This window comes from Marinobacter sp. CA1, assembly GCF_020546665.1.
GTDB classification, from domain to species: domain Bacteria; phylum Pseudomonadota; class Gammaproteobacteria; order Pseudomonadales; family Oleiphilaceae; genus Marinobacter; species Marinobacter xestospongiae.
This window is the reverse complement of the sequence record NZ_CP071785.1, coordinates 3,309,322-3,334,644: the sequence shown is the minus strand read 5'-3', so window position 1 is coordinate 3,334,644 and position 25,323 is coordinate 3,309,322. Positions and strand designations below refer to the sequence as shown.

At 63.1% G+C, this 25,323-nt stretch carries 21 protein-coding genes; 13 read left to right on the top strand and 8 right to left on the bottom strand.

The genetic code is table 11. The features are described from left to right. Positions 1 to 78: 78 nt before the first annotated feature. Positions 79 to 2,931, bottom strand: a complete 2,853-nt coding sequence (locus J2887_RS15240) for an HD domain-containing phosphohydrolase (protein ID WP_227171951.1) — start codon at positions 2,929 to 2,931, stop codon at positions 79 to 81. A 169-nt stretch (positions 2,932 to 3,100) separates the two neighbouring features. Here J2887_RS15240 and alkB point away from each other — a divergent pair, with 169 nt between their 5' ends. The 4 genes from alkB to J2887_RS15220 all read left to right on the top strand — a co-directional run bounded on the left by alkB (position 3,101) and on the right by J2887_RS15220 (position 8,051). Next, positions 3,101 to 3,754 (top strand): DNA oxidative demethylase AlkB, encoded by a 654-nt coding sequence (gene alkB / locus J2887_RS15235; RefSeq protein ID WP_227171950.1) that lies wholly within the window; start codon positions 3,101 to 3,103, stop codon positions 3,752 to 3,754. Between the two features lie 196 nt (positions 3,755 to 3,950). Then, positions 3,951 to 5,078: a helix-turn-helix transcriptional regulator gene (locus tag J2887_RS15230; RefSeq protein ID WP_227176145.1), complete on the top strand. Its 1,128-nt coding sequence runs from the start codon at positions 3,951 to 3,953 to the stop codon at positions 5,076 to 5,078. A 217-nt stretch (positions 5,079 to 5,295) separates the two neighbouring features. Next, positions 5,296 to 6,786: a parallel beta-helix domain-containing protein gene (locus J2887_RS15225; RefSeq protein WP_227171949.1), complete on the top strand. Its 1,491-nt coding sequence runs from the start codon at positions 5,296 to 5,298 to the stop codon at positions 6,784 to 6,786. 80 nt (positions 6,787 to 6,866) lie between these two features. Next, on the top strand, positions 6,867 to 8,051 hold the full coding sequence (locus J2887_RS15220; RefSeq protein WP_227171948.1) for an SO2930 family diheme c-type cytochrome: 1,185 nt from the start codon (positions 6,867 to 6,869) through the stop codon (positions 8,049 to 8,051). Positions 8,052 to 8,076: 25 nt separating this feature from the next. Here J2887_RS15220 and J2887_RS15215 read toward each other — a convergent pair whose 3' ends face one another. Continuing rightward, positions 8,077 to 9,357: an MgtC/SapB family protein gene (locus J2887_RS15215; protein WP_227171947.1), complete on the bottom strand. Its 1,281-nt coding sequence runs from the start codon at positions 9,355 to 9,357 to the stop codon at positions 8,077 to 8,079. Positions 9,358 to 9,578: 221 nt separating this feature from the next. On the opposite strand from J2887_RS15215, the gene J2887_RS15210 reads away from it, so the two are divergent. Further along, complete coding sequence (locus J2887_RS15210) at positions 9,579 to 10,328, top strand: choice-of-anchor E domain-containing protein (protein ID WP_227171946.1); 750 nt, start codon at positions 9,579 to 9,581, stop codon at positions 10,326 to 10,328. A gap of 55 nt (positions 10,329 to 10,383) precedes the next feature. Here J2887_RS15210 and J2887_RS15205 read toward each other — a convergent pair whose 3' ends face one another. Further along, complete coding sequence (locus tag J2887_RS15205; protein ID WP_227171945.1) at positions 10,384 to 10,992, bottom strand: GNAT family N-acetyltransferase; 609 nt, start codon at positions 10,990 to 10,992, stop codon at positions 10,384 to 10,386. A 252-nt stretch (positions 10,993 to 11,244) separates the two neighbouring features. On the opposite strand from J2887_RS15205, the gene J2887_RS15200 reads away from it, so the two are divergent. After that, positions 11,245 to 11,394 carry a type II toxin-antitoxin system CcdA family antitoxin gene (locus J2887_RS15200; protein WP_416381870.1) on the top strand — a complete coding sequence of 50 codons (150 nt, stop codon included), beginning with the start codon at positions 11,245 to 11,247 and terminating at the stop codon, positions 11,392 to 11,394. Continuing rightward, the gene (locus J2887_RS15195; RefSeq protein ID WP_227171944.1) at positions 11,384 to 11,752 is read left to right on the top strand and encodes a helix-turn-helix domain-containing protein; all 369 of its coding nucleotides are present in this window, start codon (positions 11,384 to 11,386) and stop codon (positions 11,750 to 11,752) included. The genes J2887_RS15200 and J2887_RS15195 overlap by 11 nt, the downstream gene beginning before the upstream one ends. Before the next feature lie 46 nt (positions 11,753 to 11,798). Here J2887_RS15195 and J2887_RS15190 read toward each other — a convergent pair whose 3' ends face one another. After that, positions 11,799 to 13,004 (bottom strand): NAD(P)/FAD-dependent oxidoreductase, encoded by a 1,206-nt coding sequence (locus tag J2887_RS15190; RefSeq protein WP_227171943.1) that lies wholly within the window; start codon positions 13,002 to 13,004, stop codon positions 11,799 to 11,801. A gap of 128 nt (positions 13,005 to 13,132) precedes the next feature. On the opposite strand from J2887_RS15190, the gene J2887_RS15185 reads away from it, so the two are divergent. Both J2887_RS15185 and J2887_RS15180 read left to right on the top strand, forming a co-directional pair. Continuing rightward, positions 13,133 to 14,227 carry an ABC transporter substrate-binding protein gene (locus J2887_RS15185; RefSeq protein ID WP_227171942.1) on the top strand — a complete coding sequence of 365 codons (1,095 nt, stop codon included), beginning with the start codon at positions 13,133 to 13,135 and terminating at the stop codon, positions 14,225 to 14,227. After that, positions 14,224 to 15,573: a sensor domain-containing diguanylate cyclase gene (locus tag J2887_RS15180; RefSeq protein ID WP_227171941.1), complete on the top strand. Its 1,350-nt coding sequence runs from the start codon at positions 14,224 to 14,226 to the stop codon at positions 15,571 to 15,573. Before J2887_RS15185 ends, J2887_RS15180 begins: the two co-directional genes overlap by 4 nt. Here the strand turns inward: J2887_RS15180 and J2887_RS15175 are convergent. Together J2887_RS15175 and J2887_RS15170 are read right to left on the bottom strand one after the other, a co-directional pair. After that, a complete protein-coding gene (locus tag J2887_RS15175; protein ID WP_227171940.1) occupies positions 15,558 to 16,370 on the bottom strand; it encodes a PhzF family phenazine biosynthesis protein in 813 nt (270 codons plus the stop codon). The genes J2887_RS15180 and J2887_RS15175 overlap by 16 nt on opposite strands. After that, positions 16,367 to 16,708: a hypothetical protein gene (locus tag J2887_RS15170; RefSeq protein WP_227171939.1), complete on the bottom strand. Its 342-nt coding sequence runs from the start codon at positions 16,706 to 16,708 to the stop codon at positions 16,367 to 16,369. Before J2887_RS15170 ends, J2887_RS15175 begins: the two co-directional genes overlap by 4 nt. A 176-nt stretch (positions 16,709 to 16,884) precedes the next feature. Here J2887_RS15170 and J2887_RS15165 point away from each other — a divergent pair, with 176 nt between their 5' ends. Further along, positions 16,885 to 18,300, top strand: a complete 1,416-nt coding sequence (locus J2887_RS15165) for a PLP-dependent aminotransferase family protein (RefSeq protein ID WP_227171938.1) — start codon at positions 16,885 to 16,887, stop codon at positions 18,298 to 18,300. A 16-nt stretch (positions 18,301 to 18,316) separates the two neighbouring features. Here J2887_RS15165 and J2887_RS15160 read toward each other — a convergent pair whose 3' ends face one another. Both J2887_RS15160 and J2887_RS15155 read right to left on the bottom strand, forming a co-directional pair. Then, entirely contained in the window at positions 18,317 to 18,979 is a 663-nt protein-coding gene (locus J2887_RS15160; RefSeq protein WP_227171937.1) for a response regulator transcription factor, read from the bottom strand. 27 nt (positions 18,980 to 19,006) lie between these two features. Further along, positions 19,007 to 20,854: a PAS domain-containing sensor histidine kinase gene (locus tag J2887_RS15155; RefSeq protein ID WP_227171936.1), complete on the bottom strand. Its 1,848-nt coding sequence runs from the start codon at positions 20,852 to 20,854 to the stop codon at positions 19,007 to 19,009. 228 nt (positions 20,855 to 21,082) lie between these two features. Between J2887_RS15155 and J2887_RS15150 the strand changes: the two genes are divergently transcribed. The 3 genes from J2887_RS15150 (at position 21,083) to J2887_RS15140 (ending at position 25,269) form a co-directional block, all read left to right on the top strand. Continuing rightward, positions 21,083 to 22,711 carry an acyl-CoA synthetase gene (locus J2887_RS15150; protein ID WP_227171935.1) on the top strand — a complete coding sequence of 543 codons (1,629 nt, stop codon included), beginning with the start codon at positions 21,083 to 21,085 and terminating at the stop codon, positions 22,709 to 22,711. Positions 22,712 to 22,819: 108 nt separating this feature from the next. Beyond that, entirely contained in the window at positions 22,820 to 24,199 is a 1,380-nt protein-coding gene (locus tag J2887_RS15145; protein ID WP_227171934.1) for a solute carrier family 23 protein, read from the top strand. 203 nt (positions 24,200 to 24,402) lie between these two features. Continuing rightward, a complete protein-coding gene (locus tag J2887_RS15140; protein ID WP_227171933.1) occupies positions 24,403 to 25,269 on the top strand; it encodes a metal-dependent hydrolase in 867 nt (288 codons plus the stop codon). The last annotated feature ends 54 nt before the right edge of the window (positions 25,270 to 25,323 follow it).

The window sequence follows — 25,323 nt, the reverse complement described above, 5'->3', positions numbered from 1 at the left end:
CTGGCGTGCTGCAAATTTGCCCTAGATTAGCCGCAATCGTTCGATGACAAAAGTCTCCGGGGGCCGCGGCCATGACGTTCACTTGGCCAGACGGGACACCAGGGCGGCTTCGTCCACCGTATCGATTTGCCCCGGAGACAGGCAGGCCTCGGCGTACTGGCGATAGACCCCGGATTCTATGAACAGCTCCAGCACCTGGGCATCAATGTGCCGTTCGTTCGCCATGTTCACCATGATCGACAGAGATTCGGTCAGGGTCTTGCCATCCTTGTAGGGGCGGTCGGCCGCGGTGAGGGCCTCGAATATATCTGCAACCGCCATGATTCGCTCGGGGATGCCCAGGGCCGCGGCGTCCAGCCGGCAGGGGTAGCCTTCGCCGTCGAGACGCTCGTGGTGGGTGCCGGCCAGTCGTGGCACGTTGGCAAGCCGGTCGGGCAGCGGCAGGGCATCGAGCATGCAGATGGTCTGGACGATGTGTTCGTTGATCTTGAAGCGCTCCTCCGGCGTCAGGGTGCCGCGGCGCACAGTGAGGTTGTGCAGCTCTCCCCGATTGTAGGCATGGGCCGGCAGCGGCATATCAAAACCCCAGCGGTTGCGGGGATCGTCCCGGGTGACCGGTGGCAGGCGCTCGCCCCAGGGCTCCAGGTGTTCGGGCCTGTCCGCCAGTAACGTCTCGGTGGCGGGCAGGGCGGATTCCTGCTGGCCCTGCAGTCGCTCGATCTCGTCCCGGGACAACCCCAGGCGGTCGCTGAAATGCCGCTGCCAGGTGCGGCCGGCTATACGCTGTAACTGGGCAATGGCTTCATCGGACATCGCTTCACCGCCGATGTTGGCGGTGGCCACCTGGGCGAATTCCTGCTGCAGCCGGGCCTGCTCCCGATCCCTCTGGCGTTCGGCATCGGTGGCGGACACGCCCGCCAGCTGACGCCGAAGGCACTGGATCTCGGCGTCCCGGTGCAGCACCTCAAAGCGGGTGCGGATCTCGTGAATGCGGTTGTGGATGGTCTCCAGCTTGGTGGCCTTGTCCACCACGTACTCCGGGCTGGTGATCTTGCCGCAATCGTGCAGCCAGGCCGCCAGCTTGAACTCGTAGGCCTCATCCTCGCTCATCTGGAAGTCGCGGAATGGTGGCTGGTCGCTGGCCACCGCCGCGTCCAGCAGTCGCTGGGCCAACTGTGGCACCCGCTCGCAGTGGCCGCTGGTGTACGGAGACTTGGCGTCGATGGCGTTGGCCACCAGCCGGATAATGCCATCGAGCATCGCCTGCTGGCTTTCAATCAGTTCGCGGGTTTCGATGGCCACCGCAGCAGAGCCGGCAATTTCCTCGACAAAGATCACCAGGTCGTCGCTGAGCTTGCCGGGATCGGTGTTGGCCATGTCGATCACCAGCACCCCCACCAGGTCCTGGCGGCGATTGCGCAGCACTGCGATCAGCGGGTGGCCGGGCATCATCGGCCGCAGGTGACGGACCAGGTCGCTGTCATCGCTGGCGACATCAATATCCGGCACCCCGGCAGGCACCGGCATGCCGGCATTGACCGCCAGGTTGAGCCGCTGCTGACGGGGTGCGTACAGGTAGATGGCGCCCTGTTGCTGGCCGATGATATGAAGAATCTGGGCCAGCACGTCGTCCAGCAATTCCTCCAGGTTGCGGCCCCGGTTCAGGGTCAGGGCAATGTTCTGGAAGCTGCGAATGGTGCCGGCCATGCCTTCCAGCGCGGAGCTGAGCCGGGATGCTTCCAGAATACGGGAGTTCACCCTCACCGGTGTGTCAAAACGAAACTGCGACAGCGCGCTCACCCGCTGGGCAAGCTGAGCCAGGGGTTTGCCCACCTGGTGTCCCAGGAACCAGCCCAGCACCAGCAGAAACATGGAAATGGCCACCGCAATGCGGGTCTGGTGGGCAAGGGAATCCCACACCTCCACAAGCAGTTCGTCTGCCGGAATGGCCAGCAGGATGCGCAGGGGGCCGTCGTCGAGACCGGCGACCGGCAGTGCCAGGCCGAACCAGGTACGTTCCTGATGGTCGAAGGGCACCATACCCTGGGCCGGATCGAGCTGGCTGATCTGGGCCAGGGTGTCATCGGTCAGGGTGTCCAGCTCGCGCATCTGGTTGGGGTAGGGGCCTGGCGCCTTGAGTTCCTCGGGGCGGGAATAGGCGATCACCTGGCGGTCGGCATTGACGATACCAATGCGGGTGCTCGGCGTGTGCTCAAAACCGGCGAGCTGGTGACTGAGCGCGGTGACGGTGACATCGATACCGATCACGCCCTCCGCAACCCGCCGCGACAGGGTGAGGCCGATGTCCCGGGTGGTAAAAAACACATAGGGTGGCGACAACCGGGTGCGTCCGGGTTCGGTGGTCTGTTGGTACCAGCTCCGGTTGCGGGGGTCGTAGCGGTAGTCCGGCCGGGGGATCTCGGCAAGCTGGATCAGGTTGCTGTCAAAATAGTGCCAACTACCGTTGATGCTGCCACCGTCGCGGCTGCGGGCCTGGAGGAGAAAGGCGGTCTGCGGTGGTGCGTCGGGAAACAACGGGCGGGTGTGCCGGGTGACCTGGCGCAGCAGGAAGAACTCGCCGTTGTCGTAGCCGGCAAACACCGCGCTGACGATGTCATTCTGCTCCAGTACCGCGGCCAGCGCCGACAGCCGCTGCAGGCGGGCGGGCAGCCCTGGGGTGGTCATCAGCGGGTCGTGCTCCAGCAGCGACAGGGCAAGCCGCGACGGTGCGGTGATGGCCTCAATGCGGTCGTTGATGTTCACTGCCAGCTGCTGCGCTGACTCCTCGGCTGCGGCGAGCTTGGCGTTCTCCAGGCCCCGGTAGCTCTGTGCGATTAGCACCAGCGTAAGGATCAGCATGGCCAGGGTGACGGTGATGGCCACCAGCAGAGCCAGGGAGATCTGGGCAGACTGGCGATTGGGCAGCGGCACGATACGCTCCTTCTCGGCGCCGGGGAGAAAGGATGGCAATGGATTGAACTTGATCAGAGGTTCCCTGAGGCTCCGTACCCTTTACCATAGACGGCAATGCGCTGGTTTGATGGATTAACCGCACGGGACATCGGGATCGCCAAAACGCCCCCCAACGACAGGTGAGGTAATGCAGGAGGATCTGTTTGCAGAGCCAGGCTCCGGGCCTGAACAGCTGCCGCTGGTGGACGGTGCGGTGGTGTTGCCGGCGTATGCCTGTGAGGTTGCCGATCAGTTGTTGGCGGCGATCGACTCGGTGGTTGCGCAGGCACCGCTACGGCGGATGGTGACCCCGGGCGGCCAGACCATGTCGGCGCAGATGAGCAACTGCGGCGCACTGGGCTGGGTCACCGATCGGGCCGGCTATCGCTACCAGGCGACGGACCCGGTTTCCGGTCGGCCCTGGCCCGCCATGCCGGTGGCGATTGCCCGATTGGCGACACAGGCCGCTGCCCTGGCCGGGTTTGCGGATTTCTCCCCGGATGCCTGCCTGATCAACCGCTACCAGCCCGGGGCTCGAATGGGACTGCACCAGGACAAGGATGAGCAGGACCTGAGTCAGCCCATTGTCTCGGTGTCCCTGGGGTTGCCGATGGTGTTCCAGTTCGGTGGCCTGAAACGCAGCGAGCGGCCGCGTCGGGTGCCGCTGAACCATGGTGATGTGGTGGTGTGGGGCGGACCTTCCCGGTTGCGCTATCACGGGGTTCTGACGCTGAAGCCGGGCACCCATCCGGTCACCGGGGATTGCCGCTACAACCTGACCCTGCGGCGGGCGGGGCGCTGATCCCGGGCGCCGCAACCGATCCTGCCTCGTGCACTGGTTCACGTTTTGCTGGCAAAGACCTGCCGCCGACATGGACAGACCCGAAACCGGTTGGCCACTATTCAGCTAGTACGTATCTCAGACAGTACTCATTTTAGATAGTACTCATCTTAGACAGTACGCATCGAACAAGAATAAGGCGACCATTGTGCTCCTGATGACTGGTTTTGCCCTGGGCTGTCTGGCGTTGCTGTTCGCCATTGCCGTCAGGGATTATCGACGCCTGCCTGTGGGGCAGGTGTTCCTGCTGCTGATTGTCACGTCCGTGGCGTTCCTGCTGGAACCGCGGGTGGCGCCGTCCTGGCGCTGGCTGATGGCAGACCTGCAAACCGCGCTGCCGGCGCTGTTCTGGTGGCTGTGCCTGTTGATCTTCGCCCGCCGCCCGCGCTGGCGGCCATTGTGGGCGGCGGTGGCGTGCTACAGCGTGCTGGCACCGGCTCTGGCGCGACCGCTGGTGGCTACCGGGCAGGCGGAGGCCTGGGTGGTGTTTGTCGGTTTCCGGCTGGGTCAGTATTGCGAATACGCCCTGCTGGCTCATGGTCTGTTGCAGGTGGTGAGCCACTGGCGGGATGACCTGGTGGAAACCCGGCGTCGGGCCCGGCTCGGCTTCCTGCTGGTGGTCGGCAGCACCGTGTCCGTCGCCGCGGTTTGCCTCAACACCGGCTTGTACACCGACAGCCTGCGCAGTCTGCTGACGGCGCCAGCGGCGTTCATTACCCTGCTGTGTCTGGTCCAGGCCCGGGATGGCATGCTGGCCCTGGCGCAGCCACAGCCACAGCCACAGCCGCAGCCGCAGCCCGCAATACCTCCATCGGAACCACTGCCAGCAACAACTGTGGCCGCGAGCCAGCGTTGCCCACTGAGCGCTCCCGGGGCCGATGAAGCCAGTGCCGATGCCGACCAGCTGGGCAAGTTGATGGCCAGCGGGTTCTATCGCACCGAACGGCTGACCCTGCGCAAGCTCGCGGACGCCAGCGGCCTGCCGGAATACCGCCTGCGCCGGGCCATCAACCAGCACCTGGGCTATCGCAATTTCAATGACTACATCAACCAGCTGCGGGTGGCGGATGCGGCCCGGCGACTGCTGGCAGAACCCGATTTGCCGGTGCTGAACATTTCCCTGGATGTCGGCTACCGGACCCTCAGTTCGTTCAATCGCGCGTTTCGCGAGATCATGGCGACGACCCCCACCGACTACCGGCAAGCCGGCCTGATATCGCCGGCTGTGCCTTCCCCGTCAACCCGCCAGGCCTCGCTGGCCAGGGTTGCCGAACACCACGTCTGACTGTGCAAAAGTGGCAATTGCGGGGATTGCAGGATTTGCACAAAGGACGATTTCAGCCCTGCCAGCTGATTGATTCAAAAGCAATTCAAGGATCTGCAAAGTCGTCGGAGGATTCTGCACGGCGGTAGTGCTCGCCAGCCGGCGGCGGGCGCCATAGGGTTTCCGTGAAGGTATCGATAGCAACAAGTCAATAACAACAATACGGAGAACCCTCGCGATGAGACAACCCAATTCCAGAACCCTGTTCCTGATGTCCACTGGTCTGTTGACCGGTGTCCTGCTGGCTGGCTGCGGTGGCGGTTCCGACAGCAACGATGGCCCGACTTTCCCGGCGGGCGCGATCATGCTGCCGGCGGAGAATCTTACCCAGGCCGCCAAGGAGGCTTTCATCAATGCCGAATCCGGGGATGTGATCGTGTTCCCGGAAGGCCGCTTCGAGCTCGCCGATACCCTGACCTTCGATGGTGACCCGGACGGCGACGGCAGTTCGCTACAGGGCATCACCATCCTCGGCTACGGCAAGGATGAAACGATTCTTGATTTCTCCGCGTCCGCTGGCGGGGATGGGCTGTTCATCCAGAATGGGGTGGATGTGACCATCAAGAACCTGGGGGTCTACGAGGCGGCGAACAACGCCATCAAACTCAAGGACACCAACGGTATCCATATCAAATCAGTGGCAACGGTCTGGGAAGGGGAGCTGAATGAGGAGAACGGTGCCTACGGGCTGTACCCGGTGGAGTGCGAGAACATCCTGATCGAGGACTCCTACGTGCGGGGCTCCGCCGATGCCGGGGTCTATGTCGGCCAGTCCAGCCACATTGTGGTGCGCCGGAACACGGCGGTGGAGAATGTCGCCGGCATCGAGATCGAAAACTCGGTCAACGCCGATGTCTACGACAATGTCGCCACCGGCAATACCGGCGGTATCCTGGTCTTTGACCTGCCGATCGGTAACGAGCGTTACGGCTCCACGGTGCGGGTGTTCGACAACGACATCACCGCCAACAATACCACCAACTTCGCCAACTCCAGCGACTTTGCTGCGGGCGTGCATATCGTGCCGCCGGGTACCGGGGTGATTCTGCTGTCCAGCAGCGATGTCGAGGTTTACCACAACACCATTGCCGACCACGACACCACGTCGGTCACCATCGCCAGCTACTTCATCGCAGACGAGCAGCTGAACTACGCCAACCCCACCTACACCGACATCATCGATGACGGCTGGGAGCCAGTGCCCCGCAACGTCAGCATCCACGACAACCAGATCAGCAACTCCGGCGCCAATCCCCGGGGCGACCTGATTGAAGACATCATCCTGGGTTACCAGGCCGGCGGTGTGACGGTACCGGCGATTCTCTACGACGGCATCGGCGAGCTGCTGGCCAATGCCGGCGCGGACAGCACCACCACCGGCGCGCCGTTTTCTGCAGAAGATGCCATCTGCGCCCGCGACAACGGCGGTGTCAGCCATGGCCAGATCTACCTGACCGATCCCACCGACCCTGATGCCTTCGACACCACCGATCCCCAGAACCCGGTACCTGCGCCGCAGTTGCTGTATGAAGCTGCCCAGGCCGAGATTCTGGCCTGCGACCAGCCCCACGGCCGGCTGCCGGCGTCATCCGCCACCATCGCTGGCCAGGCTTATGGCTGTGGCAGCGCCGAGACCGGCGACCCCAGTGCCGCCTCCTGCAACCTGTAACCGCGACCAGCCTTTGACGTTAACTGTGGATCAGGACTCCGCCAGCCGTGCTGCTGGTGGAGTCCTGAGTGGGAGGTACCATGACACATCGTTTTAAGACCAGCCTGGGCCTGGGCATCCTGTTGTTGCTGACGGCCTGCGGGGGCGGCGGGGGCAGCAGCGCCGATCCCGAACCTGGCCCCAAGGAAGCCGGCGTTTGCGGCGAGTCTGCCGGCGCCATCAACCAGGAGGCGCTGCAGACCGCGGACTGCCAGTATCTGAGCAGCTACCGGCTGTTTGCCGACGCCACTGACCCCACTACCGGCGCCAACGGTGGTGGCCTGGCTTTTGAGCTGAACACTCCGCTGTTCACCGACTACGCCAGCAAGTACCGTTTTGTCTTCGTGCCCGAGGGCACGCACGCGGACTATCAGCCCCTGGAGGCTTTTGAGTTCCCGGTGGGAACAGTCATCAGCAAGACCTTCGCGCTGCCGGCGGACACCGCGTTTCGCGGGCTGGCCAATGAAACCCTGATCGAGACCCGGTTGCTGATCCATCGCCCCAATGGCTGGGTGGCGCTGCCGTACGTTTGGGACGCCGAGGGCGGCGATGCCACCCTGCAGGTTGCCGGAGCGTCGGTGCCTTCGACACTGGTGCACAATGGCCAGCAGATGAGTTTCGATTACCAGGTACCGGACAAGAACCAGTGCAAGCAATGCCACCAGTTCAGTGCCGGTGACACCAGTCGCATCACCCCCATCGGCCCCAAGGCGCGCAACCTCAATGGACCGCTGGATTACGGCGATGCAGACGTCAACCAGCTGATTTATTGGCAGCAACGGGGCGTGCTCTCCGGGCTACCGACAGACCTGGGGGCCGTGGCGGCGGTGCCGACCTATCGGGACGGCGATGAACAGGGCCTGGCGCAGCAATCCGACCAGCAACTGGAGGCGCTCGCTAAGGGCTACCTGGACATCAACTGCGCCCACTGCCATCGCCCGGAAGGTGGCGCCAGCAACACCGGCCTGCATCTGGAATACTGGCGTAGCCTGGCGACGGAGCCCAGCAAACACGGGGTGTGCAAGCGCCCCGTGGCCTACGGTGGTGGTAGCCGGAGTTGGGATGTGGTGCCCGGGGACGCGGAGCAGTCCATCCTTCACGCCCGCATGGTGTCCACCGAGCCCGGGGACCGCATGCCAGAGATCGGTCGCGCCCTCAGCCACGGAGAAGGGGTCGCCCTGGTGGCCGCCTGGATCAACCGGATGACTGGTGATTGCCAGCCCTGAGCCGGCAGGGTGACGGCGCGATCCTTCACCCCAGCCAGATGGCGGTCAGACCGGCGACCATGGACAGCAGCATCGGCACCGCCACCCGCAGCCCCAGGGCGCGGGTGCCGATGCCGCCAGCCAGGCCGGTCTTGACCAGGTTGTTGACGGCGGACGCGATGATGATGCCCAGGACTGCGGTTTCCAGGGTGATGGACCCCTGGGACATACGGGTCAGGGACAGGGTGATGGCGTCCACGTCCGCCACCGCCGAGGTGGCGGCCAGGAAATAGATCCCGGTATTGCCAAACCAGCCCTTGAGGGCTTCCCCCACCAGCAGGATCAGCGTCAGCAATACACCAAAGGCCAGTGCGGTCTTCAGGTCCAGCGGGTTCTGGTTGAGACGGGGCTGTTCCACCGCCAGCGAGCCACGGTTCATGTGCCAGATTACCAGCGCTGGCAGGTAGAGCGACAGGGTCATGGCGATCACCGGTGTCACCAGTGCCGGCAACAGTTCCCGGTTGATCAGCAGGCAGTAGATCAGGATGCGGGGAAACATGGTGCCGCAGGCAATCAGAATGCCGGAGGCGAACTGCGGGCTCAGCTCCGGGGCCTGGCGGGACTGGCGGGCAAAATGCAAGGTCAGGGCCGTGGAGGAGCTCAGGCCGGCAAACAGGCTGGTGAACAGGATGCCCTTGGCCGCGCCCGCCATGCGGATGGCGAAATAGCCGACGAACGATACCGAGGCGATCAGCACCACCATCCACCAGATCTCGTAGGGATTCAGCAGGTCGCCCGGTCCCATCGGCTGGTTTGGCAGCAGCGGCAGCATCACCACGGTGATCAGCAGCAGCTTCAGCCCGGCGTCCAGTTCCCGTGCCCGCAGTTTGCGGATCAGCGCGTGGATCTCGGTCTTGTTGTCGAGCAGGATCGCCGTGGCCACCGCTGCTGTTGCCGCTGGCACCGGATCAATGGCGACCGCCACCGAACCGAAGCAGAAGGTTAACACCAGGCCGACGATGCCGGTGATGCTGAAGTTGCGGGTTTCTTCCAGGCGTCGACGGTAGGACACCAGGGTGACCGCCACCATACTCAACAGGATGGCCGGCCAGGCCCACACCGTCAGTTCCTTTGCCAGCAACGCCGCGATACCACCCAGCAGGCCAATCAGGGCATAGGTACGGATGCCTGCAATGCGCTCGCCGGACTTGCGGTCCCGCGCCTTCCAGCCGCGCTGGAGACCGATCAGGGCGCCCAGCAGCAGGGCGATGGTGAGATCGACGGTGGTCTGGTTGTTGCTCAGAAACTGCTGGGTTACATCGTCCATGGTTGGTCCTGTTGCGCCTGGGACGGGGCCTGGCGCCCTAAACACTGCTGGAGTTGTCAGGTATTTTTACGCCCAGAGGCGCCCTGTCGGGATGCTTTACATGTCGTGCCGGAAGCGATTCAGAAAGGCCACGATAATATGATGAAAGTTAGGGTATTTTGGGAGATCGGTAAAGGGATTGCTTAGCTCGAAGCGAACCCACACACGCAGAGGTCGTGGTCATGAAGAAGTCCCAAGCTCTTACCGGAATGGCAGCTGCCATTGCATTGATGTCCTTTTCTGGCGCTGCCAGCGCCCTGTCCATCTCGGACACATCCAGTTTTGGGTTCGGAAGCCTGGAATTTTATGACAAGGAAGGTATCAATAACGATCCGATGGAGGTTCGGACTCGCAATCAGGGTCTGGCCCTGAATGGCTTCGACAGCTCCATGGGCATGCTGACCGGAGTTTCGATCGAGTTCGAAAGCGACTGGTCGTTAAAGTCCAAGGTCGCGGCCCAGGACAACCACAACTCCTGGTTGTCCCACGAGTACACCAATGGCTATGCCAAGGCTGAGAGCTACTTCTACATCGATATGATCAACCCCAATGCGCCGGTATCCGCGTCAATGACGCAGGAATCCGCGTCCTGCAGTGGTAAGGGGTGGTGGGGCGCCAGCTGCTCAGACAGCAACCAGAAGACCGGCTCCTTCGATGGCCTGCTGGATCTGTCCAGCCTGTCGTTGGCCGACTTCCTGGATACCGTGCTGACCTTCGACATCAAGAACGTATTGAAGGCCGAAGCTGATACCTCGGATCACGATACCTGGGTGTATGCCTACAACAAGAAAAACTGGTGGCAGGGTTCGGTAACCGTCACCTACGACTATGAAGAATACGCCGTCGCCGAGCCTTCCGCTGTTGCCCTGCTTGGGCTGGGACTGTTCGGTCTGGGTGCGCTCCGTCGTCGCCGCCAGGCCATTGCTGCCTGAAGCGTGAGCATCGATTGGCCCCGGAGCAACTCTCCGGAGCCAATCGGCACCTGGTTCAGATGTTCCGCGAGCTGGGCGCCTGAACATCCAGCACCATGGTTGTGGCACCGGAGAAACCGATCAGCCACGCCAGATACGGAAAGCGCTCGCTTCTCGTGGCAACAAACCCTTTCGACTCGTACAGCTTCCTCGCCCTGGGGTTGCTGTCGATGACATCCAGCCGCACCGAACGGAAGCCGTTGTCAGCGGCATAGCCAATAATCCGATCCAGCAAAGCTGAGCCGATACCCTGGCCCCTGACGCTGCGGTCGACGGCAATCCCGTCCATGACCAGCTCCCCCGGCTCCGGCTGGCGCTCGAACAACGCGAAGACGCAGCAGGCCCACAGCCCCCGTATCACGCCCAGTGTGTCAATCAACTGGCTGGCGCTCAGTCCGCCCGTCAGTGAACCGGCCGACTCCTGAAACCCCGCCAGCCCAACGATCCGGTCGCCCTGGAGCGCGACGAAGGAAAAGTCCGGCTCAAAGCTCCTGGCAAGCAGCACCAGACGCTTCGCTTTGTCGGGAATCGCGCGCTCAAACTTGGCGCCAAAGGCCTCGTCATAAAGACCGGCGACAAGGTCAGCCTGCTCCGGCGACCAGCCCTGCTGAATGTGAATGTCCACGGCTTGGCTCGCTCCTTCTCCGTTTGGCGAAGGTCTCAGTTTAGCGAGCCGGGTCTTAAGGGCGTGTTTAGCTGAGCTGTTCAGGAGGCGTGATGTGATGCGGATGTTACCGGCGAAAGAAGAACAGGTCCCCGATAGCCGCGGCATCCATCCACTCGATGACCGCTTCATACAAGCCTTTGCTGTTCTTGTGTGCCCATAGGCCCGCGCATAAACTGAAGAGGTCTTTCAAGTCGCTGACCGGAGGCTCCGATGGATGAGCTGTGCGACGCAGCCGCTCCCAAGAAAGCGGCGAACCTCTCCATTAACAGTGATCTTCTGCAAAAAGCCCGGGCCCTCAACTTTAACCTTTCTGCGACCCTGGAATGGGCAAGTTGTCGGAGGATTCGCGATGGACATTAAGCCGATTAAGACCGATGCCGACTACCGTGCGGCATTAAAAGCCGTTGAGAGCCTGATGATGGCCGCACCCGATACACCAGAAGGCGAAATGCTGGACGTCATGGTGACCCTGATCGAGGCGTATGAGGCCAAGCACTTCCCGATGGATCTGCCTGACCCTGTCGAGGCCATCAAGTTTGAAATGGAGCGTAAAGGCCTGACCGTCAAAGATCTGGAACCGATGATCGGAAAAAGCAACCATGTGTACGAGATTTTGAATCACAAGCGCTCGTTGACCTTGAAAATGATCTGGAAGCTGCACGAGGGCTTGGGCATTCCGGCCGAGTCGTTAATCAAGCCGCCACAAGCTCATGTCTGATTAATCTCAAAGAGGTGATCCAGAGTTAATCAGAGGCTCCCAAGATTCAAATCTCATTACCCGCCGCCACCCCGGACGCCCAGGCCCACTGGAAGTTATGCCCGCCGAGATGACCGGTCACATCCACCACTTCGCCGATGAAATAGAGGTTGGGGTGGTCGTTTGCGGCCATGGTCTTGGAAGAAAGCTGGCGGGTGTCGACACCGCCGAGAGTGACTTCGGCGGTGCGGTAGCCTTCGGTGCCGGCGGGTTTGATGGGCCAGCGCTGGAGGGTGTTGGCGACGCCTTTCAGGTCGCTGTTCTTGTAGGCCTGTAACGGTCCCTGCCAGTGATTCAGGTCGTTGAAGGCCTGGGCAAAGCGCTTGGGCAGGTGTTGGTTGAGGTATTTGGCCATGGTGCTCTGGGGCTGCTGTTTGCGCAGGCTGAGCAGTGTCTGCTGGACGGCTTCGCCGGGCAGCAGATTGATGGCCAGGGCGTCGCCTGGTTGCCAGAAGCTGGAGATCTGCAGCATCGCCGGCCCGCTCAGGCCGCGGTGGGTGACCAGCATGGGCTCGCGGAAGCTCATGCCATTGCAACTGACTTCCACCGGGCAGCTGACGCCGGACAGCGGAGCCAGCTGTTCTTTGAGGTCTGGCTGCAGGGTGAATGGTACCAGCCCGGCACGGGTGGGCAGCACCTCCAGACCGAATTGTCGGGCGATGTCGTAGCCGAAGCCGCTGGCGCCCAGGGTGGGAATTGACAGCCCGCCGCAGGCCACCACCAGGGAGTCGCAGCGAAAGGCGCCGGCGCTGGTGGTGAGCTGGTAGCCGTCGGCCATCGCCTCAATGGTCTTGATATCCGTGTTCAGCCGTATGTCAGCGCCGGCCCAGTCACATTCCGTCAACAGCAGGTTGACGATGTCCTTGCTGCTGTCCTGGCAGAACAGTTGGCCGGCGGCCTTCTCCACATGCTCGATACCGTGACGTTCCACCAGCTCCAGAAAGTGCTGCGGGGTGTAGCGCTTGAGGGCGGAGATGCAGTAATGGGGGTTGTCTGACAGGAAGTTGGCCGGGGTGCTGTTGAGGTTGGTGAAGTTGCAGCGCCCGCCACCGGACATCAGGATCTTCTTGCCCGCCTTGTTGGCGTGGTCCAGCACCAGTACCCGTCGGCCCCGGTATCCGGCCGTGGCGGCGCACATCAAACCTGCGGCGCCAGCGCCTATAATGATTACATCGACGTGACGGTTCCGGGGTAGGGATGTGGGTACGCTCATAACAGCCTTGCCGAGTCAATTGGCACGGAAGTATAACGACCCATGGCCGGTTTTACATGGTTCGGAAACTCCGGATTGGTTAGAATGTGGCCGGCTTAGTTGGCCCTCCAACCTGTTCAAGGTGAAACGTGTTTCGAATTCTATTGACCGCCCTGCTGCTGTGGCTGCCTCTCAGCGCCTGGGCATTTTCGGTCACCTTCATTAATCCCGGTACCCGCCTGGAGCCCTACTGGAACGACGCCGCCAACGGTATGCGTGCGGCTGCCCGGAGTCTGGGGGTCGAGCTTGAGGTGGTGTACGCCGGCCGTGATCCGCTGCGACAGATTGAACTGACCCGGGAAGTGGCGGGCCGTCCCGAAGAACGGCGTCCGGATTATCTGCTGTTCTCGGTGGAGAAAGGCTCGTTCGCCGAACAGATGCGGATTGCCGAGTCGGCCGGTGTGCCGGTATTCCTTGCCTACAACGGCCTGCGCCCGGAAGAGCGGGCTCGCCATGGCGCGCCCCGGGAGCATTTCAGTGAACTGCTGGGATCGCTGATTCCGGTAGCGGAAACCGCCGGCCGGCTGACCACCGAAGCCTTGCTGGAGGAGGCCCGGCGCCGGGGCCTCTATGGCAGCGACGGCAAGATTCACATGCTGGCGATCTCCGGTGATCGCTCCACCGACAGCTCCATCCGCCGCAACTGGGCGATGCAGGCGGTGGTGGATGCCAACCCCGATCTGGTGCTGGACCAGATCGTCCATGCCGACTGGCGCCGGGATCTGGGCAAACTCAAGGCTTCTCTGCTGTTCGAGCGCTACCCGCAGGCGACGTTGCTGTGGGCCGGCAATGACCTCATCGCCTTTGGCGCCATGGAAGCGCTGCGGGAGCGGGGGCGAACCCCCGGTGTGGATGTGCTGTTCTCGGCCATCAATACCTCCGAGGAGGCGATGCACCGGCGTATCCGGGGAGAGCTGACGGCGTTGGCCGGTGGCCACTTTATGGCGGGGGGCTGGTCGCTGGTACTGCTTTATGATTATCACCACGGTTTGGATTTTGCCGCCACCGAGGGTGTGGAAATGCAACGACCAATGTTCACGCTGTTCACCCCGGAGCTGGCCCGGCGTTATCTGGACCGTTTTGGCGAGCCGGTGCCGGACATCGACTTCACCCGCTATAGCCGCCACCTGAACCAGCAGCGGGATGGTTATTCTTTCGACTTCAAAGAGCTGCTTGAACCATGAGCCTGTTGCCTGCAGTGCGGCCGTTCCGCTCCATCACCCGGGACATCCTGCGTCGGGTGAGTACCATTGCGGCGATCTCCGTCCTGCTGGTGGCGGCAACCCAGACCTGGCTGCAGTATCGCACCGAGGTGGCGAGGGTGCATCAGCTGGTGACCACGGTGACCAACAGCCATGTGCCGCTGCTGACCGTGGCGATCTGGGATATTGAGCCGAAGGTGCTGGCGCGGCAGATTGATATGATTGCCCGCCATCCGGAGATCCGTACCGTGGTACTGTCCACCCTGACCGGGCAAACCGTGTCGGCCGGCGAGGACGTGGTGGCGATGGTGCCGGATCTGGTGGTGCCGATTCCCCACCCCCGGACCGAGGGCGCGACCCTGGGGGAGCTGGCCCTGAGCTACGACCGTCAGCAATTGCAGCACAACATCCTGATGTCTGTGGTGATGGCAACCGCCAAGTTTGTGGCCTTCATCCTGGTGGTGTGTGCGGTGGTCTACCGGGTCATGGTGTTCCGGCTCAACCGGCCGTTGCGGCAGATTGCCGAATACAGCCAGCAGCTGTCGCCGGATCGGGACAACCCGCCACTGGTGATCCGGCGGCCGGAACGGCAGTGGCGGGACGAAATCGATCTGGTGCTGGAGGGCTTCGAGACGCTGCGGGAGGCCATTGCCCGCTACAGCTCGGAGCGTGACAAGGTAACGGCAGAACTGGCGCGGGAACGGGACCAGCTGGAGCAGCGGGTCGAGGAGCGCACCCGGGAGCTGGAGGACAATCGCCGGGAACTGTTCCTGCTGTCCCGCACCGACCACCTCACTGGCCTGGCCAACCGGCGCTACTTCGATGAGGCCAAGGGCATTGAGGAGCGACGGGCCCGTCGCAGCGGCCTGCCAATCTCACTGATCATGATCGACGTGGACTACTTCAAGGCCTACAACGACCGCTATGGCCATGCCCGCGGTGATGAGTGCCTGGTTCAGCTGGCGACCATCATGAAGGATCATTGCCGCCGTGCCGGCGACCTGGCCGTCCGGCTGGGCGGTGAGGAATTTGCCATGCTGTTGCCGGGGCAGGACGCCGACAGCGCCCGGGATCTGGCCGAGCGGCTGCGGCAGTCGTTGCTGGATGCCCGGTTGCCCCACGAGGGTTCCCCCCTGGGCCAGGTGTCGGTCAGCATCGGCTGCGCCACCTGGCAGCCCGGGGTATCACTGCCAGCCGGGGGAGAGCTGTTTGACCGGCTGCTGAGTCTGGCGGACAAACGCCTCTACCAGGCCAAACACAGCGGCCGCAACCAGGTGGTGGCCGCCGATGCCGAGGTTCAGGAGAACGCCTCTCAATCCGGTAGCTGAACCTGGCCTTCCATGTAGAAGGCGGCCTGACCGGACACTTCCACCCGATCACCCTTCAGTTCGCATTCCAGCACCCCGCCGCGGGCTGACAGTTGATGGGCCGTCAGTTTCTCCCGGCCCAGCTGTTCGGCCCAGTATGGGGTCAGCGCACAGTGGATGGAGCCGGTGACCGGGTCCTCATCAATGCCCACGGCGGGCACAAAGTAGCGGCTGACAAAGTCGCTGTTGTTGCCCCGGGCGGTGACGATCACCCCCTGGCGGTCCAGTTGCTTGAGCAGACGCATGTCCGGCTGGGCGTTCAGTACCGCTTCCTCGCTGTCCAGGATCACCATCTGGTTGCGGTCGTTGGACACGAAATAGGTGGTGTCGCCGGCTTCCGGCAGTGCCTGTTTGAGCAGCGCTGGCGTAGGGCCGGCGTCGTAGCCCAGGCGCGGGAAGTCGAGGGTCAGCCAGCCATCGTCCTTGCGGGCGACGTGGAGCGGGCCGCTCAGGGAGCGAAAGCTGACCCGTTCGCCATCAAACCCCAGCCGGTTGAACAGCACCCAGGCGGTCGCCAGGGTGGCGTGGCCGCACAGCGCGACTTCGGCGCCGGGGGTAAACCAGCGGATGTGGTAGTCCAGTTCACTGTCAGCCGGCTCGGGCACGATGAAAGCGGTTTCCGACAGGTTGTTCTCCAGCGCCAGTTGCTGCAGTTGCTGATCCGGTAGCCAGCGTTCGAGGGGCATCACGGCGGCGGGGTTGCCGCCGAAAACGCGATTGGTAAAGGCATCAACCTGATAGATAGGAAGCGTGGTCATGTGGGTTCCTTGTCGTGCTCTGGTGCTTGTGAATCGTGTGGTGTTTTTCGGGCGTAGCGCTGAGCCGGGCCCTGGGTAAACCGGCACAGTTCGGCAGAACCGTACAGGTGGATGGCGGTTGACTGCCCGGCCGGGCTGACGAGCCAGTGTCCGGGCGAGGATTGCCGTACCTGGAACCCCAGTTTATGGAGCTTCGCCAGGCCGCTGTCAACGCTGTGGTGTTGTCCGGCCTGGGCTGTGATCGCCGGGGCTGTGCGGTACAGGCCCAACAGATCCTTGCGGCTGGCAGCGCCAGCGATGGCAGCGGTCGGCAGTGCCGGTGGTGGGTAGGAGGTCATGATTTTGGTCCTCATCCGGGGATGGATAACCATTGTGACGCTCGGCCACGGGCCGGCACAGAGTCAGCCGCCTGGCAAATGAACCGGTACAGATTGCGATATGGTGCTACTGTACCGGTATAGATGGCCGGCAACTGTACTGCTGGCTCCATGTTGTCGTCTGGCAGGATAGGACCATGGGATCTTTATACAATCGTGTTGCCGACCAGCTTCAGGCCCTGATTCAGGATGGCGTCTACCGGGACGGGGATCGCCTGCCCGGCGTGCGGGTGCTCAGCCGTCAGTTCGGGGTGAGTATTTCCACCATCCTGCAGGCTCACCAGACTCTGGAAGGCCGTGGCTTCCTGGAACCCCGCGAGCGTAGTGGTTACTTCGTGCGGCGACCGCAGCGGCTGCTGGCGGAGCTGACCATGAGCCAGGGCCGTGCCCGCCCGGTGCCGGCATCCGCCCGGGACATGGCGCTGGATCTGTGCTCCGATGCCCACAAGTCGTTGATACCGCTGGCCCGGGCGGTTCCCCACCCCGATTTTCTGCCGGTGCGGCAGATTCAGCAGGCTACCCTGTGGGCCGCCCGCCACGGTCTGGAGGCGCTGGACTATGCCTACCCCGGCAAGACCGTGTACCGGCGCCAGATTGCCCAGCGAATGACCGCTCTGGGCTGTCTGGTGGCTCCGGACGACATCATTGCCACCAACGGCGCCCAGGAAGCCATCATCTTCGCCCTGCGGGCGGTTACCGAGCCCGGTGACATTGTGGCGGTGGAATCGCCGTCCTACCCCGGCATCCTTCAGGCGCTGGAAGTGGTCGGGCTGCAGGTGCTGGAGATCCCCTGCCATCCCACCGATGGCATGAGTCTGGAAGGGCTGCAACTGGCGCTGGAGCAGTGGCCGGTGAAGGCCTGCCTGACGGTCACCAACCACAGTAATCCCATGGGCGCGCGGATGAGCGATCAGCGCAAGCAGGCGCTGGTGACGATGCTCGCGGACGCCGGTGTGCCGCTGATTGAGGATGACATCTACGGAGACCTGCAGTTCGAAGGCGAGCGGCCACGTCCGGCCAAGGCCTTTGACCGCACCGGGCAGGTCATCTATTGCAGCTCTTTCTCCAAGACCATTTCCCCGGGCCTGCGGCTGGGCTGGATGATTCCCGGCCGCTTCCTGCCCCAGGCCCGTCAGCAGAAGTATTTCAGCAATCTGGCGACGGCCACGATTCCCCAGTTGGCGGTGGCCCGCATGCTGGAGCAGGGCAGTTACGATCGCTACCTGAGGACGGTGCGGCCCCGCTACAAGGAAGCGCTGGTGCGGATGCGGGCGGCAGTGGCGGAGGCGTTCCCGGAGGGGACGGCGGTGAGTGATCCCCAGGGCGGCTTTGTGCTGTGGGTACAGATGCCGGCGGGGGTGTCGGCAACCCAGCTGTATCACCAGGCCTGGGATGAAGGCATCAACATTGCCCCGGGGCCGATGTTCTCCACCAGTGACAAATACGAGAACTGCCTGCGCCTGAACGGGGCCAATCCCTGGAGTGACACCGTGGCCGGCGCGATCCTGCGCCTCGGGGAGCGGGCGACACAGTTGGCCCGGGAGGCGCCCTGATAACAGTCCTCGCCGGTCAGTCTGACGACGGTGGCCGCAGCGCCAGCGGATCCAGCAGGCCGGCGGCAATTGCCAGACCGGTGACGTCGGGCAGCCGCTCGGCGCCCAGTCGCTTCATTACCCGGGCGCGGTAGAGATCGATGGTTTTGACGCTGACGTCCAGCTGCTCGGCGATTTCCCGGCTGGTGTAGCCCTGGGCCAGGGGCAGGAACACATCCCGTTCCCTCGGTGTCAGGCTGGCCAGACGGGCCTCGGTGTCAGCCTGGCCGGCACCGCTGGTGCGTTGCTGGGCGACCGGTTCCCGCTGCTGCTCCAGGGCCTGCTGCACGCTGTCGAGCAGCAACTGTTCGTTGAACGGCTTCTCGATGAAGTCGAACGCGCCGGACTTGAAGGCGCGAACCACAATCGGCACATCGGCGTGGCCGGAGACGAAGATCACCGGCAGAGTCAGCCCCCGCTTGTCCATTTCTTCCTGCACATTGAGGCCGCCCAGGCCCGGCATCCGCACATCGAGAATCACGCAGCCACCGGCAGCCGGGTCGACGGTATTGAGGAACTGGCGACCATCGGCGTAGCCACGCACCCGCAGGCCCACGGATTCCAGCAGCCACTGGGTGGATTCCAGCATGCCGGCGTCGTCGTCCACCACATGCACCAGGGCGGTTTCCGGGGTGGTCATAGCGTGTGCTCCTTCAAGGTTCGGTCCTCAGTCGTCGGTATCCGTGGCGCTGGCCAATCGTACTGGAAAGCGGCAGTAGAGTCTCAGGCCGCCGCCGTCGTCGGGGCTGGCTTCCAGGTAACCGCCAAAGCCCTCGACGATGGAACGGCTCATGGACAGCCCCAGGCCCAGGCCGTCCTGCTTGCGGGTGTAGAACGGCGCGAACATCTGGCTGAGGCCTTCCTCGTCCAGCCCCGGCCCCTGATCGATCACCTCGATCAGGATCTCGGTCTGGCCCTCGCCGGTTGCACGGTGGCGGGTGATCAGAGTGATCCGGGAAGGCTGGCCGGCATGGCGCTCGCGGTTGGCGTCGATGGCGTTGCGGATCAGGTTGATCAGCACCTGTTCCAGCAGCACCGGATCGGCGGTCAGGCTGGGGCGGTCCGGCGCCAGTTGGCACTGGATCGCCACCTGGTGCTTGTCGGCTTCCCACTGGCACAGGCGAACCGAGGTGGTGACCACGTCGTTGAGATCGATCGCCGCCGTACGCTTCTGGCCCTTGCGCAGGAACGCCCGCAGCCGTTTGATCACTTCCGAGGCGTGGTTGGCGTGCTGGGTGATCCGTTTCAGGCCATCTTGCACCCGGGCCAGGGCGTCGGGGTTGTCGTCGGCCTGCTGGAGGTAGCGCTGGCTGGCGTTGGCGTAATTGACGATGGTGGCAAGGGGCTGGTTCATCTCATGGGCGATGCCGGAGGCCAGCTCCCCCAGGGTGGCCAGGCGGGCGGTGTGGGCTAGTTCTTCCTGGTGGCGTCGCTGTTCCTGCTCGCGCAGTTCCCGTTCGGTCATGTCCCGTGCCACCAGCGAGTAATAGGGCTGGCCGCTGGCGGCAGGGTGGGAGAGCAGCACCAGTGACACCGGCAGGGTGTCGCCGCCACCGTGGATGTGCAGCCGGGTCTCGGTTTCCCAGACGCCACTTTCGTTGGCCCGGGGCAGGCCCTCACTGACCATTCGCTGCAGTTCGCTGGCATCGAAGAACGCGCTCAGCGGCGGCAGGCTTTGGCCCTCCACCCCCAGTGCCGAGCGGGCGGCGGGATTCATGTAGCTGATGTCGCCGCTGCGGCTGACAAACAGCACCAGGTCGGTGTTGGCCTCAACCACCTGCGCCAGGCGTCGGTTGTTCTCTTCCGAATTGACCCGGGCGGTGATGTCGCGGGACACACTGACCACCTCGATCACGGCGCCGGTGTAGGTCTCGCGGATGGCGCGGCTGGCGGTCTCGAACCAACGCAGTTCGCCATCGCGCCGTCGCATCTGCACGGTCAGGGTGGCGTAGCCGGTGTCCCGCAGGCGTACCCGGGCCTCTTCCAGGTGTTGGTCAAGGGAGTCGGCCAGTACCACCTGGTCCAGCCGCTGACCGCGCAGTTCCTCCGGCCAGTAGCCCAGCAGTCGCCAGGAGGCAGGCGAGGCGTCGATGAAGCTGCCGTCCGGTGCGTGGCGGGAGATCAGGTCGGTGGTGTTCTCGGTAATCAGCCGGTACAGCCGGCTGGCGCGGGTGGCCTCGTCCAGCGCCGCCAGGGTGGCGGTGCCGTCGCGACCGCGGATCATCACCTGCTGGTGGGCCTGGTCCGGCACCAGCAGCCACAGGTAGGTGTGGTCGCCGAGGCGGCTTTCGACGTCCTCAATGGCGCGATCCTGTTGCAGGCAGGCCCGCACCAGCGCGGCCAGGTTTACCGGTAACAGGGTGTCGGGGCGACCACCACCGGATGCGTGGTCATGTTGGCGTAACCAGCGCTGGGTGGTGTCGTTGAAGGCGAGCACCCGTGCGCGGTGATCAACGACCAGGCAGGCCTCGGGGTCCCGGGGCAGTGAGCCGGGAATCTGGGGGATTTCTGTCATGCTGACAACGCAATATAGTATTTATTCTATAATACTACGGGTCTATTGCTAGATTGCTCTGGCTGAAATAGTATCCGTACCCAATGGTAGAAAAGTTACCTTAGTGGGTTCTCATAGATCTACCAATAGCAGACTCATAAAAACAAATGATTTCCTGGAGCGATGTCCCACAAAACGTTCCATAAAAACATTCTATAAAAACTACAGGGTGCAAAGAGGAAACGTCCCATGACCTCGATCTTTGAGTCCGGCCTGGAGCCGGTCAACGCCAACTACGCCGTTCTGTCCCCGATCGATTTCATTGCCCGCACGGCAAGCGTCTATCCGGACTACCCCGCCATCATCCACGGTGATATCCGCTACAACTGGCAGCAGACCTACGACCGCTGTCGCCGGCTGGCGTCCGCCCTGGCCGGGCGTGGTATCGGCAAGGGTGACACGGTGGCGGTGATGCTGCCGAACATTCCGGCGATGGTGGAGTGCCATTTTGGTGTGCCGATGATCGGCGCGGTGCTCAACACCCTGAACGTGCGGCTGGACGCGGAGGCCATCGCCTTCATGCTGGAGCATGGCGAAGCCAAGGTGGTGATTGCCGACCGCGAGTTCGGCGAGGTGATTCGGGCAGCGGTTGCCCACCTGGAGCACGCGCCGCTGGTGATCGATGTGGATGATCCCGAGTATGGCGAAGGCACCGCGGTCAGTGACCTGGATTACGAGGCCTTCCTGCAGGAGGGTGACCCGGCGTTCAACTGGCACCTGCCGGCGGACGAGTGGGACGCGATTTCCCTGAACTATACCTCCGGTACTACCGGCAACCCCAAGGGCGTGGTGTACCACCATCGTGGCGCCTTCCAGAACGCCCTTGGCAACCAGGCGGTCTGGTCCATGGGGCAGCACCCGGTGTACCTCTGGACCCTGCCGATGTTCCATTGCAACGGCTGGTGTTTTCCCTGGACCGTCACTGCGCTGGCGGGCACCCACGTCTGCCTGCGCCGGGTTGATCCGGAAAAGATCCTGCGGCTGATCCGCGATCACCAGGTCACCCACATGTGCGGCGCACCGATTGTCCTCAATGCCCTGCTGAATGTGCCGGAAGCCGCCAAGGGTGGCATCGATCACACCGTCAACGCGATGACGGCCGGGGCCGCGCCGCCAGCCCAGGTGATCGGCTCGGTGGAGGAAATGGGCATCCGCATTACTCACGTGTACGGCCTGACCGAAGTCTATGGCCCGGTCACTGTGTGTGCCTGGAAGTCGCGCTGGGATGAGCTCAGCCTGGACGACCGGGCAACGATCAAGGCCCGCCAGGGTGTGCGCTATCCGACGCTGGCCGGGATGATGGTGGGTGATCCCAACTCCATGGAGCCGGTGCCGAAGGACGGCAAGACCATTGGTGAGATCTTCCTGCGCGGCAACACTGTGATGAAGGGGTACCTCAAGAACCCCACAGCTACCGAGGAAGCCTTCCGCGGCGGCTGGTTCCACACCGGCGACCTGGCGGTGTGGCACGAGGACGGTTACATGGAAATCAAGGACCGCCTCAAGGACATCATCATTTCCGGTGGTGAAAACATTTCCACCATCGAGGTGGAAGACGCCCTCTACCGTCATCCGGCGGTACTGGAGGCGGCGGTGGTGGCCCGTCCTGATGAGAAGTGGGGGGAGACACCCTGCGCCTTCGTGGCGCTGAAACCGGAAGCCGGTGAGATCAGCGAGGAAGACCTGATCAACTTCTGCCGTGAGCGTCTGGCCCGATTCAAGGTGCCCAAGACGGTTGTCTTTACCGATCTGCCGAAAACGTCCACCGGCAAGATCCAGAAATTCGTGCTGCGCGACCAGGCTCGCCAGCTCGACTGATGACGGCGCGGGGACGGGCCGGTCCCGGCTCGCCCCGCCGCATCACCTCTCAATCCCTGACAAAAACAACATCAGGCCCTCCCGCCGGAGGTGCCAGGAGGTTTCGCTATGCAAATGTATCACCGTAATGAGGGCGCCGAGCAGCCCTACTGGGCGGCCGGACCGTTCAAGATCCGCCTGCCTTTTGTTCACTACCGCTGGGAAGTGGCGGAGATGGTCCAGGCACTGATCATGTTTGTGGTCAGCCTGGCGATGATCCCGCTGCTGGAGAAGTACCTGGGCGTGCCTTACGACGTTGCCCTGGCCTATGTGGTGGTGTGTGGTATCGGTTTCATGCTGCCGGCCCTGCTGGGGGTGCCGCTGGTACCCGGTTGGATTACCCCGGGGATTCCCGTGGTGCTGCTGTTCCTTGGTGAGTTCGAACCGGGGGCGGAAGCGATTCAGGCGCTGTTCGCGTTGCAGTTCCTGGTGTTCCTGATCTTTCTGGTGCTGGGCCTGACCGGCATGGGCAACAAGCTGGTACAGCTGATTCCCCGCTCGATGAAAGGCGGCATCATCATTGGCGCCGGTATTGCGGCGCTGATGGGAGAGATTGAGGCCGGTGGCCGGCTGGCGGAGACGCCGATTTCCCTGATTCTGGGTGGTCTGGTGTGCCTGTACCTGATGTTCTCGCTGTCGTTCAAGGGCTTTGTCGAGACCAACACCATTGCCCGCAAGATCGCCAACTACGGCATGGTGCCGGGGATGGTGGTTGCCATCCTGGTGGGCTTTGCCACCGGCGAGTACGACGTGCCGGACGTGCAGTGGGGCATTACCCAGCCGGCCTTCGGGGAGCTCTGGAACTACCTGCCGTTCACCGTTGGCTTCCCGTCCGCCGAGGTGTTCATGCTGGCGGTGCCCACGGCGGTGATTGCCTACATCATTGCCTTCGGGGACATCATTGTCGGTAAGTCGCTGATGGATCGTGTCGACCACCTGCGCAAGGACGAAGACATCGACAGCAGCATCGATCGGGTACACCTGGTCACCGCCATCCGCAACGGCATGCACGCGTTCTTCGCGCCTTATCCGGGGCTGGCCGGGCCGATCTGGACGGCGGTGACCGCCACCATGGCGGAACGTTACAAGTACGGCCGCAAGGCGATGGACTCCATCTACAGCGGCGGCGGTACCTTCTGGATTACCGGGTTCATTGCGCTGTTCGTGTTGCCGCTGGTGAGCTTCTTCCAGCCGGTGTTGCCCATCGCGCTGTCACTGACCCTGCTGCTGACCGGTTACATCTGCCTGATGGTGGGTCTGGAGCAGTTGGAGAACAACACCGAGCGCGGCATTGCCGGCACCATGGGCGTAGTCCTGGCGGTGTACGGTGCGGGCTGGGGCCTGGCGACCGGGGCGGTGCTGTACCTGCTGATTGAGCGCAGCAAGCTGATTGGGTTTACGCCGGACCCGGAAGCGCCCGGCGCCCGCGCGGCTGCGGAAGAGCACTGATTATCCTGCGATGAGCCATTGTGTGTGCTTTGGGGAGCTTAGGCTCCCCTTTTTTATGTCTGTTGGTTGGGGTGCGCTGGTCACTTTGGGACGATTGTTGATCAGGGAATGTACAAGTGGGGAGGGGTGTTTTAAGTTGCCAGTAGAGGCTTTGTTATCCGGAAAGGCTCCGCAACAACAATAAGTGTAATAAGGAGGCTGCCATGTCCATCAACACTACGTCCACCAGCATTACGTCCATCAGCACTACGTCCATCAGTACTACGCCTGACGGCGTCACCGTGGCGCCACGCAACCTCAAGTTCGATGTGTCCCCGGACCTCAAGACCTGGTGGCACAGCAACGATCCGTTTCGTACCGCCTTCTTCAACGCTCTGTCGCTGCAGTTTCCCGAGGGCGAGCAGCAGTTCATCAATGCGGTGCGGCTGTACCGTGACCGCATCGACGACCCCAAGCTCAAGGCTGAAATCCGTGGCTTTATCGGCCAGGAAGCGCTGCACAGTCGCGAGCATCGTGATTACAACGAGGGCCTCAAGGCGCGGGGGTATGACATCGACGCCATCGACGCCCGCTTCCATCGCCACATGGCCTGGGTCGGCCGCTTGCCGGCCAGCCGTCAGCTGGCGGGTACCTGCGGCGCCGAGCATTACACCGCTGTACTGGCCAACGCCATCCTCAGCCACCCGGAGTGGATGGAAGGTGCGACCCCGGCCATGCAGCGGCTGTGGCGCTGGCACGCCATTGAAGAGACCGAGCACAAGTCGGTGGCCTTTGATGTGTATCGCCAGTGTGTCGGTAACGAGCGGCTGCGGCGGGTGGTGTTCCTGTTCGTCACCTTCAACTTCTTCAAGTACACCTTCCTCAACACCTGCAGCCTGCTGAAGCGGGATGGCAAGCTCTGGAGCCTGAAAACCTGGCTCGGCGGGCTGAACTTTCTCTGGGGCAGGCCCGGGGTGCTGCGCCGCTGTCTGCCGGAGTTTCTCGGCTACCTGCGGCGGGATTTCCACCCCTGGCAGCAGGACAACCGCGAGCTGCTGCGCCAGAACCTCAGCGCGCTGAAATCCGGGTAGGCTGATATCCGGGTCGTTTGACATCCGGATAGCCGTTGTGGTGGGGGCCGGGCA